The following is a 15,802-nucleotide window of genomic DNA, read 5'->3' on the forward strand; positions in this document are numbered from 1 at the left end:
GCATCCATTGAAAAACAACTTTACTCCTAGACCAAAAGAAGTTTGCATAGGAGCAAAAGCAACTTATCCAGTAATAGACTACATGTAAGCTATTACTAAATTACATAAAAGAATGACTCAATCATCATTCATGCATTTGCATCCGGTACAATTCATTTTTCTAATTAAATACGAGGTGAAGGAGTGCCCCTTCACCCGCTATCGCTGATGAATAAAGGATTTCGAAGAAAAGGTGAAGAGTGAAGGGTATGTTCTCAACATTTCCTGTATGGTCACTTAAAGTGATGCTTTTAGCAATCAGAAAGCATCGGGACTTTTGAAAGACCCAAATATTGATTTATAAAAGCCTCTTACTTAAATAACGTACAGGATACCACACAGAAAGGAATCCGACTGCCAAAACGGTGATAAAAATAAGTACCACATCCCAAGCATGAACGCTGACAGGATAGGCGTCTACAACAAAAGTACCACCACCGCCTCCCAATGAAATTATACCAAATTTCTGTTGGATAAAACATAGGATTAAGCCCAGGGCAATACCGGAGATAGCGCCAAAAAGAGAAATGAGACGTCCTTCAAAGAGGAATATTCGGGAGATGAGTTTATCACTAGCTCCAAGACTCCGCAAAGTTACTACATCATCCTTCTTATCCAAGATCAACATAGAAAGAGAGCCTATCACATTAAAACAGGCTATCATTAAAATAAAAGTGAGGAACAAATAAGAGATTAGTTTCTCTATCTCCATAATACGGAAAACATCTGCCTGTTGCTGATAACGATTCTGAACAACAAAATCATCACCTAGTATGTTTTCTATTTTAGATTGTACCGATGAAGTATTTACATTAGGTTTCAATTTCAATTCCATCGCAGAGACTTCTGTTGTATAATCCAGAAGCTGACGAAGAAAATCGAGAGAAGTCAGAATATATTTTCCATCATATTCTTGCTGATTCACCACAAATACGACACCTGGAGAATACAGATAATCACGGTTAAAAGAAGCGCCGGGATTTGCCATGTTCACTTTGACATTTCGCTTGGGAAGATATACCTGAAGAGGATCGACAAACTCCAAACCAGTTCCCAAGGTCGCAACCAATTCCACTCCCATGACGCCATAATTCACGATCGAATCATGAAGAACGAATTCTCCCGCGCCATAAAGTATGCTGTCTATGGCCGTCAACTCTTCAAAATTATCTTCCACCCCTTTTAGTACAACCATAGCCTGACGGTCCTTGTATTGCACCATTGCATTCTCTTCGAGCGTCTCTGTAAACACCTCCACTTCAGGAAGCGCACAAACGGCACGAATCCGTTCATCTTGTGCATCAAAAACCTTTCCTTCACGGACCGTAATTTTCAACTGCGGATCAAAAGCCGTAAAAAAGCTGGCCACCATATCCTGAAAACCATTAAAAACAGAAAGAGTGCAAACCAAAGCAAGCGTAGCAAGAGCCACCCCACATACGGAAATGCCGGATATGATATTAATAGCATTATGCTTTTTCTTTGAAAAAAGATAACGCCTGGCTATATAAAAAGGGAAGTTCACCTCTGCAATGAGTTATTTCACTTCAGCAATGAATCTATTTTCTCAATATAATCCAATGAATCATCCACGAAGAATTTCAGTTCAGGAATGATACGTAGCTGGTGACGTACACGAGTCCCAAGCTCATAACGAATGGATTTCATATTGTTATTGATATTCTTCACCATCTCTTCTGCTTTCTCTGAAGGGAAAACACTGAGGTAGACACGGGCAATACTCATATCAGGACTAATGCGAACTGCGCTAACAGAGACCAATGTACCCGGCATGGACTTTGTTTGAAGCAGGAATATCTCACTTAGCTCTTTCTGCAACAGGCGAGATATCTTATTCTGTCTGGTTGTTTCCATAAGTTATTTACTGTTTTACGATTTACTACTTACTATTTTCTTCCTTATGATCGTTAATCCGTCACGCAAAGGAAGTATTACTTTTTCCACTCGCACATCTTGTGCTACCAAATCATTAAAGGCTTTAATACCAATTGTTTGAGCGTCCGTATTACGAGGCTGTTCAAGCACATGTCCGTCCCACAAAGTATTATCAGCAATGATATATCCGCCTTCGGAAAGATACGCCAATGTCATCTCGTAGTATTCAATATACTTACGTTTATCGCCATCAATAAAAGCCATATCAAAAGTAACACCTAAACGCGGAACAAGTTCTAAAGCATCACCTATATAAAAACGAATTTTATCGGCAAACGGTGATTTCTCCAACCATGGACGGGTAAAGTCCTCTTGTTCATCATTGATCTCAAACGTATGCAACAGTCCACCTTCCGGCAGACCTTCCGCCAAACAAAGGGCAGAATAGCCGCTATACGTTCCGATTTCCAATATCTGACGAGGCTGAATCATTTCTACAAACATCTTCAGCATCCGTCCCTGCAAATGCCCGGAAGCCATACGAGGACGAAGGAGCTTTACATGCGTATCCCGATAGAGCGATTTCAAGTAATCGCTCTCGGGATCAATATGCTGCAAAATATATTCGTCTATCGATTCGGTTTCCTGCATAAAACTTACCTCTTTAAAAATTAAAGATAACGGTTGTTGTTAGGTAATACAGTCTCCTCTGCATGCTTCAAAGCATCTTCCACTACATTAATTTCGAGGAATGAGGTCTTTGTTCCTGCCTTACCACTACTCAAATATCCTACCATATCGGAAGGCTGCAAACGGCCTTCTTTCAACAGACGGCGCAATGCCGCAAAGTAATATTGCTGTCCGTTAGCCAATTCCGGCATATAGATAGCTTCCACACCATAAGACAAAGCCAAATGACGCATTGTCTTTTCTTTATAGCAGATAGCCAGCACTGGATACTTTCCACGGAAAGCAGCCAGGTTACGAGCAGTGCGTCCGCTATAACTATCAGTGATAATAGCACGTATTTTTAGCTTAGAAGTAGCTTTTACTGCTTGTTTAGCAAGGAACGCCGTAACATCATTACTATTCTCATCTAACGGAATACGGATATCATTTTCTTCCAGTTTATCTTTTTCTGCCTGAGCCGCAACTTTAGTCATTGTTTTCACCGCTTCTACCGGATACTTACCATAAGCGGTTTCTCCGCTCAACATCAAAGCATCTGTACGATAGTAGATTGCATTGGCAATATCAGTCACTTCCGCACGAGTCGGACGAGGATTATTTATCATTGTATGGAGCATTTGAGTAGCAACGATTACCGGCTTCTTTGCCAGAATACACTTGCGAATCAATACACGCTGGATTCCCGGAATACGTTCTTGAGGCACTTCGATACCCAAGTCACCACGGGCAACCATTACGCCATCTGCCACTTCCAGAATTTCATCGATATTATCCACCCCTTCCTGATTCTCAATCTTAGCAATAATCTTAATATCACTATTATGTGCATCCAGAATTTCACGTATGTCAAGTACATCCTGACGGTTGCGCACGAAAGAGTGAGCGATAAAATCAATATCCTTTTCGATAGCATAAAGAATATTGTTACGGTCTTTTTCCGTTAATGAAGGAAGATTGATGCGAACACCCGGGACATTTACGCTTTTACGGCTTCCCAAAGTAGCATCGTTCTTAACTTCACACAGCAAATAACCATCCGTCTTATCAATAACTTCCAGTTCCAGATCGCCATCATCAATCAGAATCGTACCACCGATATTCAGGTCAGACACAAAGTTCGGATATGAAACAGCAATACATTCACGAGTTGTTTCCAAATCCGGATTACCTACAATCTTTACTTTCTCTCCTATTTTATATGGAATCGGCTCTGCATTAGCCGTCGTACGAACTTCCGGACCTTTTGTATCCATCAAAATCGCAATACGGTTGGACACAGCACGTACATTTGCAATCAAAGCTTCAAAACCTTCACGGCTAGCATGCGCTGTATTCATACGCACTACATTCATCCCAGCTTCAAACAACTGTTTTATAAAATCCACATCACAACGTCTATCCGAGATGGAAGCCACAATCTTAGTCTGTTTCAATAACATAGTCTTTCTACCTATTATATATTATTACCTTATTTATTATCTATCCAATAAAGCCTCCAAAGCCAAACGGTACGAATTTAGCCCAAAGCCACAAATCACTCCTTTACAAGCACAAGCAATCATCGATACGTGCCGGAAAGACTCGCGACTATGCACATTGGAAATATGCACCTCAATCACCGGAGATGTCACAGAACGAATAGCATCCTGCAAAGCTATGGAAGTATGTGTATACGCACCTGCATTCAAGATTATACCATCCACATCAAATCCCACCTGCTGTATGCAGTCTATCATTTCTCCCTCGATGTTCGATTGAAAATAGTCGATCTCCACGTCAACGTATCTTTTGCGAAGATCAGCCAAGTAATCTTCAAATGTAACGCTTCCGTAAATGGAAGGTTCACGCTTACCCAACAGATTAATATTCGGGCCATTAATAATTTGTATCTTCATCGCGCAATCCTGTTTTTTTATACCTTTGTATCTGAAAGAATGTGCAAAGGTAGAAAAAAGAAATGGAAATCAACGAAAAAAAGCATAAGAAGGAACAACAAGAGCTGATAATCAGGAAGTATCAGCAGTATCTCAAACTGGAAAAGTCCTTATCTCTTAATACGCTGGATGCCTATCTGACGGATCTGGACAAACTGATGAGCTTTCTGACATTGGAAGGGATTAACGTATTGGACGTATGCCTGTCCGATCTTCAACGTTTTGCGGCCGGATTACATGACATCGGTATTCATCCCCGTTCACAAGCCCGCATCTTATCAGGAATCAAATCATTTTTCCGTTTTCTCATCCTCGAAAACTATCTGGAAGCAGACCCCAGTGAACTATTAGAAGGCCCTAAAATAGGTTTCAAACTTCCTGAAGTACTGACTGTGGAGGAAATTGACCGGATTATCTCCGCCGTCGACCGCAGCAAAGCTGAAGGACAGCGAAACAGAGCTATTTTAGAAACACTATACAGCTGCGGACTTCGGGTATCAGAACTTATCACCCTTAAACTATCCGACCTCTATTTTGATGAAGGCTTTATCAAAGTAGAAGGAAAAGGAAGCAAACAACGACTCGTACCAATCTCCCCCCGGGCTATTAATGAAATAAAACTTTACATACCAGACCGTAACCAAATTGAAGTAAAAAAAGGGCATGAGGATTTCGTTTTCGTCAGCCAACGGAGAGGCAAAGGCCTTTCCCGGATTATGATCTTTCACATGATAAAAGAATTAGCGGAAAAAGCAGGCATTACCAAAAACATCAGTCCGCACACTTTCCGGCATTCCTTCGCCACTCATTTACTGGAAGGTGGAGCCAATTTGCGAGCCATTCAATGCATGCTCGGACATGAATCTATTGCGACAACGGAAATCTATACACACATTGACCGCAACATGCTTCGTAGTGAGATTATTGAGCATCACCCGCGAAATATCAAGTACCGGAAAGAAAAAGAGGAGTTGTTTCATTAAATTATGATAAAATCGCCCCCTTATCTATATAATTATATTAAGAATTAATATCTTTGCGTTACTTTTTCTGTGTGAGCAGAAGGAGGTTGGCAAATAGACGATATTTCAATTACAAACATTTAATTTATACCTAAAATGACTAAGAAGTTGTACTTGCCTTTACTCATGGCAATGGTTGTTGCATTATTCTCTTCTTGCAGCAAAAAAATGGGTGAATTATCAGCTGATTACTTCACTGTTACTCCGCAAGTGCTGGAGGCAGTAGGTGGTAAAGTTCCTGCGACCATCAATGGTAAATTTCCTGAAAAGTATTTCAACAAGAAAGCGGTTGTAGAAGTTACTCCGGTTTTGAAATGGAATGGCGGCGAAGCTAAAGGCCAACCAGCTACTTTCCAAGGTGAAAAAGTGGAAGGTAACGACCAGACTATCTCTTACAAGATGGGCGGTAGCTACACTATGAAAACTTCTTTTGACTATGTTCCGGAAATGGCTAAGTCTGAATTGTACCTGGAATTCAAAGCTACTATCGGTAAGAAAGTAGTTACTATTCCTGCTGTGAAAATTGCTGATGGTGTAATCTCTACTTCTGAATTAGTAAACAATACATTAGGTAACGCCAACCCTGCATTGGGCGAAGACGCTTTCCAACGTATTATCAAAGAAAAACACGATGCTAACATCATGTTCTTGATCCAACAAGCTAACATTCGTTCCAGCGAGTTGAAGACTGCTAAAGAATTCAACAAAGAAGTAGCTAACGTAAACGAAGCTGCTAACAAGAAGATCAGCAACATCGAAGTTTCTGCATACGCTTCTCCTGATGGTGGTGTAAGCTTGAATACTACTCTTGCTGAAAACCGCGAAAACAACACAACCAAGCTGTTGAGCAAAGACCTGAAGAAAGCAAAAATCGACGCTCCGATCGATGCTAAATATACTGCACAGGACTGGGAAGGTTTCCAAGAACTGGTTTCTAAATCTAACATCCAAGACAAAGAGTTGATCCTCCGCGTTATTGCAATGTATCAAGACCCTGCTCAAAGAGAAAGCGAAATCAAAAACATCTCTGCTGTATACAAAGAATTGGCTAACACTATTCTTCCTCAGTTGCGTCGTTCTCGTTTGACTTTGAACTATGAAATCATCGGTAAGTCTGACGAAGAAATCACTAAACTGGCTTCTTCTAATCCTTCTGAACTGAATGTAGAAGAATTGCTGTATGCTGCTACACTGACTAGCGATCCTGCTAAACAAGAAGCTATCTATACTCAAGCTACCAAACAATTCCCGAACGATTACCGTGGTTACAACAACTTGGGTAAATTAGCTTACCAGGCTGGTAACATTGACAAAGCTGAATCTTACTTCAAGAAAGCTGCCAGTGTTAATGCTACTCCTGAAGTTAACATGAACTTAGGTTTGGTTTCTTTGATGAAGGGTGACAAAACTGCTGCAGAAGCATACTTCGGTAAAGCTGCCGGAACAAAAGAACTTGGCGAATCTATGGGTAACCTGTACATCGCTCAAGGTCAATATGAAAGAGCAGTTAACTCATTCGGTGACTCTAAGACTAACAGTGCTGCTTTGGCTCAAATCCTTGCTAAGGACTACAACAAAGCTAAAAACACATTGGCTAACGTAACAAGACCGGATGCTTACACTGACTACCTGATGGCAGTTTTAGGTGCTAGAACTAACAATTCTTCTATGGTAACAAGCAGCTTAAAGAGCGCAGTTGCTAAAGATTCGTCATTAGCTAAGAAAGCAGCTACTGACTTGGAATTTGCAAAATACTTCACAAATGCAGATTTCATGAACATCATTAAATAAGAGAATTACCACTCTATTTTAAATATTAAGAATTGCCTGTCATTATAAATGACGGGCAATTCTTTTTTTTTATCTGTAAAAACCGTACTTTCGCAGAAAAGAAATCAAAGCAATGAAAAAGAGTAGCATTTTAATCCTCATAATCATTTGTCTATGCAGTTGTGGTAAATCTTCAAAGAAGGTTAGCATAACCGGGGAAATCAAAGGCCTGGGCACAGATACGCTTTATCTGTATGGAATGGACGAATCATTCGACCGGATAGATACCATTTTCGCGAAGAACGATAAATTCTCTTATACAGCTTCAATAGACACCATTACTTCTGCCTTTTTACTTATTGACAATCAGACAGAATATCCAATCTTCCTTGACAAAGGAAATCAGATCAAAATAAAAGGAGATATCAATCACCCGGAATATCTGGATATCAATGGTAATATATATAATGAAGAGTTTACAAACTTTCAGAAAGAACTAAATAGCCTGCCTACCCCATCCGAGAAAGATTTAGAGCAAAAAGCAGAAGAATTCATCACGGCACATCATTCTTCTTTTGTCAGTCTTTACCTGTTGGATAAATACTTTGTGCAGAAAGACTCTCCTGATTTCAACAAGATAAAGAAATTAATTGAAGTCATGACAGGAATACTGCAAGACAAGCTATACATCGAGCAACTGAATGAAGCCATTTCCTTGTCCGAAAAGACAGAGATAGGCAAATATGCTCCGTTTTTCAGCCTTCCTAACATAAAAGGAGAGAAAATTACCCGGTCATCAGAAGATTTCAAGAAAAAGAACTTGTTAATCAACTTTTGGGCTTCATGGGGAGATAGCATTTCCAATCACCAAAGCAATACCGAGTTAAAAGAGATCTATCAGAAATATAAGAAGAACAAACATATAGCCATGCTCGGTATCTCCCTTGATATGGATAAACAAGAATGGCAGGATGCTATAAAACGTGATACGCTCAATTGGGAGCAAGTCTGTGATTTTGGCGGACTAAATTCCGAAGTAGCCAAACAATACGCCATCAAGCAAGTTCCCAGCAACATTCTTCTGTCGGCAGACGGTAAGATTCTCGCGAAAAACCTCAAAGGAGAACAATTGAAGAAGAAAATTGAGGAAGTAGTCACTGCTGCTGAAGAAAAGGAAAAACAAGACAATAAGAAGAAAAAATAATCAATAATCAAACGTGTTAATTAAAGTATTCGGAGCGGCTGTTCAAGGGATTGATGCAACACTCATAACAATCGAAGTCAACAGCTCGCGCGGCTGTATGTTCTATCTCGTCGGCCTTCCGGATTCTGCGGTCAAAGAAAGCCATCAACGTATTATCTCCGCACTGCTGGTGAATGGTTATAAAATGCCCACTAGCAATATAGTAGTCAATATGGCACCAGCCGACATCCGTAAAGAGGGTTCAGCTTATGACTTGCCTCTTGCCATCGGATTGTTAGGAGCTAATGAAACAATCTCTTCCGAGAAGTTTTCCCGCTATTTGTTAATGGGCGAACTAAGCCTGGACGGAAGTATACAACCTATCAAAGGTGCACTTCCCATTGCTATTAAAGCGCGCGAAGATGGTTTCGAAGGACTAATCATCCCCCAACAAAACGCACGGGAAGCTGCCGTTGTCAATCAATTAAAAGTATACGGAGTCAGTAATATCAAGGAGGTCGTCGAATTCTTCAATAATGAACGCGAATTAGAGCCGACTGTTGTTAATACACGGGAAGAATTCTATCAACAACAGACGAACTGCGACTTGGATTTTGCAGACGTTAAAGGGCAAGAGAATGTAAAAAGGGCACTAGAAGTTGCAGCAGCCGGAGGGCATAATTTAATAATGGTAGGTGCTCCGGGTAGCGGTAAATCGATGATGGCCAAACGCCTTCCTTCCATTCTTCCTCCTCTTTCACTGGGTGAAAGTCTGGAAACCACCAAGATACATTCAGTTGCCGGACAACTAAAACGCGGGTCCTCATTGATTTCCCAACGCCCATTCCGCGACCCTCACCACACAATTTCCCAAGTGGCGATGGTTGGTGGAGGTAGTTTTCCACAACCCGGAGAAATCAGTCTGGCGCATAATGGAGTACTTTTTTTAGATGAGTTACCGGAATTCAACCGAGGAGTGCTAGAAGTATTGCGCCAACCATTGGAGGACCGTCAAATCACCATTTCCCGCATCAAAAGCACTATCAGTTATCCGGCCAATCTGATGCTGATCGCATCCATGAATCCATGTCCCTGCGGATATTATAACCATCCGACAAAAGCATGTGTATGCAGTCCTGGGCAAGTCCAAAAGTACTTGAATAAGATATCCGGTCCATTATTAGATCGCATCGACATTCAGATAGAGATTGTTCCTGTACCCTTTGATAAAATTTCCGATCAAAGACAGGGAGAACCGAGCAATATCATCAGGCAACGAGTAATAAAAGCCCGTCAAATGCAGGAAAAACGATACACCGAATATACCGGAATCTATTGCAATGCACAAATGAACAGCAAACTGCTTGCAATGTATGCTCAACCGGATGCCAAAGGACTCGCATTACTGAAAAATGCAATGGAACGGCTCAATTTATCTGCCCGAGCCTACGACCGGATTTTAAAAGTTGCCCGTACAATCGCCGATTTGGAAGGAGCAGAACAAATACTCCCCAATCATTTGGCAGAGGCTATCAGTTATCGAAATCTCGACAGAGAGAACTGGGCTGGATAATAACAATGAATACAAACAGAAGAGAATTATTTCATCATCAGCACTATCTTTTTTCATATATTTGTTTTACATTTGTAACAAATAAATAAATTCTAATATGAGAAAATCGATAATAGCTATTTTAATGACATTTTGTTTGAGTATAATGACTTATGCTCAAACTCCCCGAGACAGAGCCACAGAATTAAAAGAACAAGCACAAAGTAGCCTCAATCAAAAAGATTACATCAAAGCACGTTACTTATTCAAAAAGGCATACGAAGCATTTGCAACCCGAGAAAACTATCCACAGGCAATAGAATGTGGTGTTCAGGCTAATGCTTTATACGTCAGAGAGAACTTTTACAAAGAAGGATTCGAACTTTGTCGTGACATGGACCAACTTATATGGGCCGGAGAGCAAAATCAGAAGAAAGTCTTTTATGACCTCCGCTTCCTCGTGAACAAGGAGCGATTGCAGATGTACACGGCACTTAAAAATCCAGCTCAGGCAAAAACACAGCTGAATAAATTGGAAGAAACCGCTAACCTTGCCAAGAATGACTCACTGACAGAAGTTTTACTGTATACAAAAGCCAACTATTACTATACATTTAACCAAAACACACAAGGTGATGCCTGTTTCCGCAAACTAATTAATCAATACAAGGAAAAGAAAGACTACGCCAAAGTGAGTGATTGCTACAAAAACCTTATCGGAATTGCCCGTAAAGCCAATAACGCCCCTTTAATGGAACGCACCTATGAAAGTTACATCGTTTGGACAGACTCCGTGAAAGCGCTGACAGCTCAAGACGAACTGAATGTACTGAAAAGGAAATATGACGAAAGCCAACTGACTATACAAGAAAAAGACGACACGCTATCAGCCAAACAATACATCATTATAGGCCTGTGTGTTCTTGTAGTCATCCTCGTAGCCGGACTGGCAATACTGGCCGCCATATTACTGAGATTTATCGCCGGCAACCGCAAATTAAAGAAAAGTGTGAAGATTGCCAATGAACATAATGAATTAAAAACCAAATTCATACAGAACATATCTTCACAGATGGAGCCGACTTTGAATACGTTAGCTACTTCTGCGAATGAACTTTTACAGAAAGCCCCTCAAGAAGCGAGCCAAATGCAGAGCCAGGTCGCTGCTCTAAAGAAATTCAGCGATGATATCCAGGAGCTGTCTTCATTAGAGAATTCATTAACCGAACTCTATGAATTGGGTGAAATCAACGTAGGTACTTTCTGCGAAAATGTAATGGACAAGGTTAAGGAGCATATAAAAATAGATGTTACTCCTTCAGTTAATGCTCCCAAACTTCAGGTAAAGACAAACAAGGAACAACTGGAACGTATCCTTCTCTATTTATTGAGAAATGCAGCCTTCTACACCGAACAAGGACGTATCAGCCTTGAGTTCAAGAAACGTGGTGCGCACACTCATCAGTTTATCGTGACGGATACGGGAATCGGTATTCCGGCAGAGCAACAGGAAAATATCTTCAAACCTTTCACGGAAGTGAAAGACCTCACTACAGGAGATGGGCTAGGATTACCAATCTGCTCACTTATCGCCGCAAAAATGAATGGTAGCCTAACGCTAGATATCGGCTATACCAAAGGAACCCGTTTCATACTGGAACTTCACGTCTAAATTTTGCATAAAACGAATAACTTGTATCATTAGATTACTTCCTAATTTGTTTATTATAGTTACCTCCGACAGGCACTATTCCAAGCTTTTGTTTTGGAGTATACAAAAATATGGACAGGTTCATACATAAACGCATCTCATATTTATAATAAACTTTGGAGTAGTTTATTATAAACGGTATCCAAGTTTATTAAAAACTCCAAAAGCTGATTTCCGGCTTTTTATTTCTATTTTTTACAACAAGAAGGCTGCAAATTTTGTGAAATCTGCAGCCTTCTTGCTTATATCCAGCCTACCATTCTCAGTGTATACTAGAAATATTCTCTATATTTGTTGTAATATTATATCATTTAAGTCACTAGTTTCATACTCTTTTATCTGCTATTTACAAGGTTTAGATTCTTTTTTCGACTATAAAGATACAACATTTAAAGGCATTTGTCAAGAGATACATCTTATAAAATACCTCCTCCAAGCATTTATAAAAAGTATTGTCCTTCTTCTTTTAACCTTTTACGCAACAAAACAGTATCAATTTTATGAACGTCATTCCTTGCCTGTTTGATGGCATGCACAGCAGCCATTCCAGCAGCTTCCCCCGTCACCAGACAAGGAGGCATTACCCGCAAACTTCCAAAAGCCTCTTCATCGGTAGAAATACAACGACCAGCCACCAACAGATTCTTTAATCCTTTGGGTGTCAGACAACGATAAGGGATTCCATGCGACTCTCCTTTTTTGTAACGTGTCTCCTTATGTCCTGGTTTATGAACATCAATATAGTAACAGTTGCGTCCGATCTCATCTTCAAACGTTTTGCGTTCCAGCCAGTCCTGGAAAGTAAACGTATAATCCCCTTCAATCCGACGGCTATCTCTGACTCCCAGCAAGGAGGCAGTCTTCACTACAAAAGCACTGCCAAAAGCCTTGGGCCGCACTTCTTTCAGTGCTTCCAAATATTGCTCTGCTATCTGCCTACCGGTAGCCATTGCCCGCGTAGTATCCCATGGATCGGTCGAATCAACATTATCAATATGCCCTGCATTGAACTGAACCACATCCGGACCAATCAGATTACTATTGAAATGTTTGCCTATCAATGGATATTTTCCGGACTTAATCACATCATAAATAGGACTATTCTTGTTACTCGTATGTAATGAAGGGCCTATGAGATTATAGTGATAGCTATCGACATTGGCAAACGAGAAACATAAAGTAGAACTTTGCACTACTCCATCCTCTCCTCCTTTTTTAAAGGAAGCACCTGCCCATGCAGCCACATCACCATCTCCTGTTGCATCAATAAAGACTTTCGCCTTGAATGCGACAAGTCCGGATTTATTTGCCACAATGATAGCGTCTATTGTATCATTTGCTGACATCTCAACGGCTGCAACCCTCGAAAAGAAAAGAACCTGAGCTCCCGAATCAGCGACCATTTGATCATAAACCTGCATCAGATATTCGGGATTTATGTTCACCCAGTTCAACTTCTGTTTTCTCTCATGAGGCACTCCTTTTTTTGATGCCTCGAATATCTTTTCCGCCAATCCCCTATAAATGATTTTCTCACCATCCGAAAACGGACACCATGCCGGAACCATCCCTGCAGTTCCCATACCACCAAGTTGCCCCATTGCCTCAATCAATAAAGTCTTAGCACCTTCCCTAGCTGCAGAAATTGCAGCGGTACATCCACCAGGTCCACCACCGATTACAATAACATCCCATCGATCGTCCACCGCAATCTTAGTGTTCTTCAGACGTATTTTAGACTGTAGGGTATCGCCATTCACATTAAGGGCAGGAACTGCAAAAGCAGCACTAAGCAGCCCAGCTTTTTTAAGAAAATCTCTTCTAGACGTCATTACAAATTAATTTATTATAATTACTTTTTCATAAAAGTCTCTGCACGCCCTGGTGTAAACAGCTCCCACAAAGAAGCAACAGTCCATCCGGGCGCAAAAATATCATTATAGTATCCTTTACCATTCTTTCCATAATCCCAACTTGTATGTTGGACAACCTCCGGATAATAACCTACCTTTGCAATACCGCACATATGCCCTTCATAAGGTAATAATTGGCGCATAGAAGTTGAAATTACTTCTGCAAAATCTGAAAAGCGAGACTCGTTATACTCGTTCGACAGCCAACGAAGCACATCGGCAAATTCAAACACAAAGACATCGATATGATTATTTTCTACTGATACATTTCCCCAGCCACGTGTTTTCAAACCAATATCACCCAGCATCTGACCGGGAGCAAAAGGAACATCCCACAAATAATACCATGATAAGGCGAAATAAGCGGCTTGCTTTGTCAGGTCAGCATAATGTTTATGTTCCTCTCCCTTAGTAACCAATGAAAGATAATAAGTAGCAGTTGCAGCATAAAGTGATGCTTCTTTATCTTCACAATTCGCATCAAGGGTAGATGAGAAATAATCTGCTTTAGAAATCAATTCTTTCTCCAGATAACCTGCAGTCCGCTTAGCACTATCCAAATAACGTTTATCCTTGAAATACTTATATCCCATCACCAAAGGCAATGTAGCAGAAGGAGTGCTTCCCCCACTTTTATCTACAATAGTGAAATCGTCACGAAACTTACGTGGAAAACTGCCGTCAGCATTTTGCAATTGCAGAAACATATCCAGCATTTTCTTCAATCGTTGTTCCCATTCCGGATGTTTACGTCCTTTTTCTTTTTCATAGGCCAGGAAATGGAAGATTGCATAAAGCCCTTCTGACTGACGACGGATGCTATGAACAGGATCCTCAAAGTTCTTGTCATAATTTACCGATTCCTTGAGAAAACCTGCTTCCGTGAAACCATTCTTCAAATAACTGTCGAATATTTTGGCACTGTTAGCCTTCAAATCTTCCCGGTTACATTCCCAACCATATTCCCAGGCATTGAATGCATTCAAAAGAACACGACCGATAAAACCGACCTCTGCCTGCCCATTACTTGCACATGCATCTGTCCTAAGATGTATGCCCGAATTATATACCAACGGATATTTATCAACAAAACTACTTACAAAGAATTGGCTAAGAGTCTGCTTCATATACTCAATTGAGTAGGGAGTATCAACAGGCTTGGGAGAATATGTATCATAACAATATTCCCAAGTATGGCTCACAAAATCAGAATAGTCTTTGGCTTCACCCTCAGCTATTTGCCACATCAACAAAATTGTTTCTCCCTTTTTCAAATGTTGATAAGCTGTCACAGCCGGGGCTAATGTTAATTTACGAATATAACTTTTGGGAGCCTCCCGATAAGGAAAACCGAAGGAAAGAGTGGCAACACCACCTTTATTTTCAAATCCGGTATGTCCTAAAGATGTCTTATCCGAAAGAATAATCTCACCTTCACGATGGGTAGCCAACGTGCTATTTACAAATTTATCCAGTCTGTTGACAGTCATAAAACGTTGTTTCTTCTCACAGAAAATCCCGGTGAGAGGTGCACTTAACCTGTCTTCGCTTACAATCCAACTATCTGATGTATGGAATGAAGGAGCCTCTTTGGGTGAACGCAGATTACGTCGATACCAAAACCCCGGCATATAGAACAGGCAGTCATCATGACGGAAGCCGGTTGCCATCTGTTGATTGTAATTAAAATATACATCTTCCAATGCAGTGATAGACACACTAATACGTAATCCATCATTACCAGTTACTATATTTTGAGACACAGTCAACGGCATCTTTTCCGAATTCTCCAAATAATAAGTGCCATTATTATTCTGCGATTTCTGAAAAGTCAATGGATAGTGTTTCGCTCCATTTCCTGGTACCTTCAAAGAAATAGATGCAGAAATCGATTCCGGCACATTATCAAAAGCCTCAACAACAGTGGCACATGCCACAAAAGCCATCCCACAAAGTAAATATTTCAAACTCATATAAAACATGATTGCGAATCAGCCTGTCTGATTCCATTTGTACTAAATTATTGAGCCAAAATTAGGAAACATCCCTCACATTGGATAAAACAAATTGGGCTATAAATAAAAAAAATTAT

At 40.5% G+C, this 15,802-nt stretch carries 12 protein-coding genes; 5 read left to right on the plus strand and 7 right to left on the minus strand.

Annotated features, from left to right (window positions below):
• Positions 1–337: 337 nt before the first annotated feature.
• The 5 genes from BSCG_RS20860 to aroQ are packed head-to-tail and all read right to left on the minus strand — an operon-like array spanning position 338 to position 4,520.
• Positions 338–1,564: an FtsX-like permease family protein gene (locus tag BSCG_RS20860; protein ID WP_004311174.1), complete on the minus strand. Its 1,227-nt coding sequence runs from the start codon at positions 1,562–1,564 to the stop codon at positions 338–340.
• Positions 1,565–1,581: 17 nt separating this feature from the next.
• Positions 1,582–1,914, minus strand: coding sequence for a 30S ribosome-binding factor RbfA (gene rbfA / locus BSCG_RS20855; protein ID WP_004296522.1), 333 nt, complete (start codon positions 1,912–1,914; stop codon positions 1,582–1,584).
• 15 nt (positions 1,915–1,929) lie between these two features.
• Complete coding sequence (locus BSCG_RS20850) at positions 1,930–2,586, minus strand: O-methyltransferase (protein ID WP_004311173.1); 657 nt, start codon at positions 2,584–2,586, stop codon at positions 1,930–1,932.
• Positions 2,587–2,606: 20 nt separating this feature from the next.
• Complete coding sequence (pyk, locus tag BSCG_RS20845) at positions 2,607–4,064, minus strand: pyruvate kinase (protein ID WP_004311172.1); 1,458 nt, start codon at positions 4,062–4,064, stop codon at positions 2,607–2,609.
• Positions 4,065–4,100: 36 nt separating this feature from the next.
• On the minus strand, positions 4,101–4,520 hold the full coding sequence (gene aroQ / locus BSCG_RS20840; RefSeq protein ID WP_004311171.1) for a type II 3-dehydroquinate dehydratase: 420 nt from the start codon (positions 4,518–4,520) through the stop codon (positions 4,101–4,103).
• Between the two features lie 62 nt (positions 4,521–4,582).
• Here aroQ and xerD point away from each other — a divergent pair, with 62 nt between their 5' ends.
• From xerD to BSCG_RS20815, 5 genes are all read left to right on the plus strand, one after another.
• Positions 4,583–5,542 (plus strand): site-specific tyrosine recombinase XerD, encoded by a 960-nt coding sequence (gene xerD / locus BSCG_RS20835; RefSeq protein ID WP_008646540.1) that lies wholly within the window; start codon positions 4,583–4,585, stop codon positions 5,540–5,542.
• Between the two features lie 135 nt (positions 5,543–5,677).
• Positions 5,678–7,372: a tetratricopeptide repeat protein gene (locus tag BSCG_RS20830; protein ID WP_008642433.1), complete on the plus strand. Its 1,695-nt coding sequence runs from the start codon at positions 5,678–5,680 to the stop codon at positions 7,370–7,372.
• Positions 7,373–7,484: 112 nt separating this feature from the next.
• Positions 7,485–8,555, plus strand: coding sequence for a TlpA disulfide reductase family protein (locus tag BSCG_RS20825; RefSeq protein ID WP_004311167.1), 1,071 nt, complete (start codon positions 7,485–7,487; stop codon positions 8,553–8,555).
• A 13-nt stretch (positions 8,556–8,568) separates the two neighbouring features.
• Positions 8,569–10,107, plus strand: a complete 1,539-nt coding sequence (locus tag BSCG_RS20820; protein WP_008642429.1) for a YifB family Mg chelatase-like AAA ATPase — start codon at positions 8,569–8,571, stop codon at positions 10,105–10,107.
• A 124-nt stretch (positions 10,108–10,231) separates the two neighbouring features.
• Positions 10,232–11,758, plus strand: coding sequence for a sensor histidine kinase (locus BSCG_RS20815; RefSeq protein WP_008775217.1), 1,527 nt, complete (start codon positions 10,232–10,234; stop codon positions 11,756–11,758).
• A gap of 479 nt (positions 11,759–12,237) precedes the next feature.
• Here the strand turns inward: BSCG_RS20815 and BSCG_RS20810 are convergent, their stop codons facing one another.
• Positions 12,238–13,629: an FAD-dependent oxidoreductase gene (locus BSCG_RS20810; RefSeq protein ID WP_008775218.1), complete on the minus strand. Its 1,392-nt coding sequence runs from the start codon at positions 13,627–13,629 to the stop codon at positions 12,238–12,240.
• 20 nt (positions 13,630–13,649) lie between these two features.
• Positions 13,650–15,683 carry a hypothetical protein gene (locus tag BSCG_RS20805; RefSeq protein WP_008775219.1) on the minus strand — a complete coding sequence of 678 codons (2,034 nt, stop codon included), beginning with the start codon at positions 15,681–15,683 and terminating at the stop codon, positions 13,650–13,652.
• Positions 15,684–15,802 lie beyond the last annotated feature (119 nt).

It is taken from the genome of Bacteroides sp. 2_2_4, from assembly GCF_000157055.1.
Lineage (GTDB): Bacteria > Bacteroidota > Bacteroidia > Bacteroidales > Bacteroidaceae > Bacteroides > Bacteroides ovatus.

What these genes read in the sequence shown, in the direction of transcription:
- rbfA (WP_004296522.1), bottom strand. Translation starts at nt 1,914, where the DNA reads ATGGAAACAACCAGACAGAATAAGATATCTCGCCTGTTGCAGAAAGAG.
- BSCG_RS20850 (WP_004311173.1), bottom strand. Translation starts at nt 2,586, where the DNA reads ATGCAGGAAACCGAATCGATAGACGAATATATTTTGCAGCATATTGAT.
- pyk (WP_004311172.1), bottom strand. Translation starts at nt 4,064, where the DNA reads ATGTTATTGAAACAGACTAAGATTGTGGCTTCCATCTCGGATAGACGT.
- aroQ (WP_004311171.1), bottom strand. Translation starts at nt 4,520, where the DNA reads ATGAAGATACAAATTATTAATGGCCCGAATATTAATCTGTTGGGTAAG.
- xerD (WP_008646540.1), top strand. Translation starts at nt 4,583, where the DNA reads ATGGAAATCAACGAAAAAAAGCATAAGAAGGAACAACAAGAGCTGATA.
- BSCG_RS20830 (WP_008642433.1), top strand. Translation starts at nt 5,678, where the DNA reads ATGACTAAGAAGTTGTACTTGCCTTTACTCATGGCAATGGTTGTTGCA.
- BSCG_RS20825 (WP_004311167.1), top strand. Translation starts at nt 7,485, where the DNA reads ATGAAAAAGAGTAGCATTTTAATCCTCATAATCATTTGTCTATGCAGT.
- BSCG_RS20815 (WP_008775217.1), top strand. Translation starts at nt 10,232, where the DNA reads ATGACATTTTGTTTGAGTATAATGACTTATGCTCAAACTCCCCGAGAC.
- BSCG_RS20810 (WP_008775218.1), bottom strand. Translation starts at nt 13,629, where the DNA reads ATGACGTCTAGAAGAGATTTTCTTAAAAAAGCTGGGCTGCTTAGTGCT.
- BSCG_RS20805 (WP_008775219.1), bottom strand. Translation starts at nt 15,683, where the DNA reads ATGAGTTTGAAATATTTACTTTGTGGGATGGCTTTTGTGGCATGTGCC.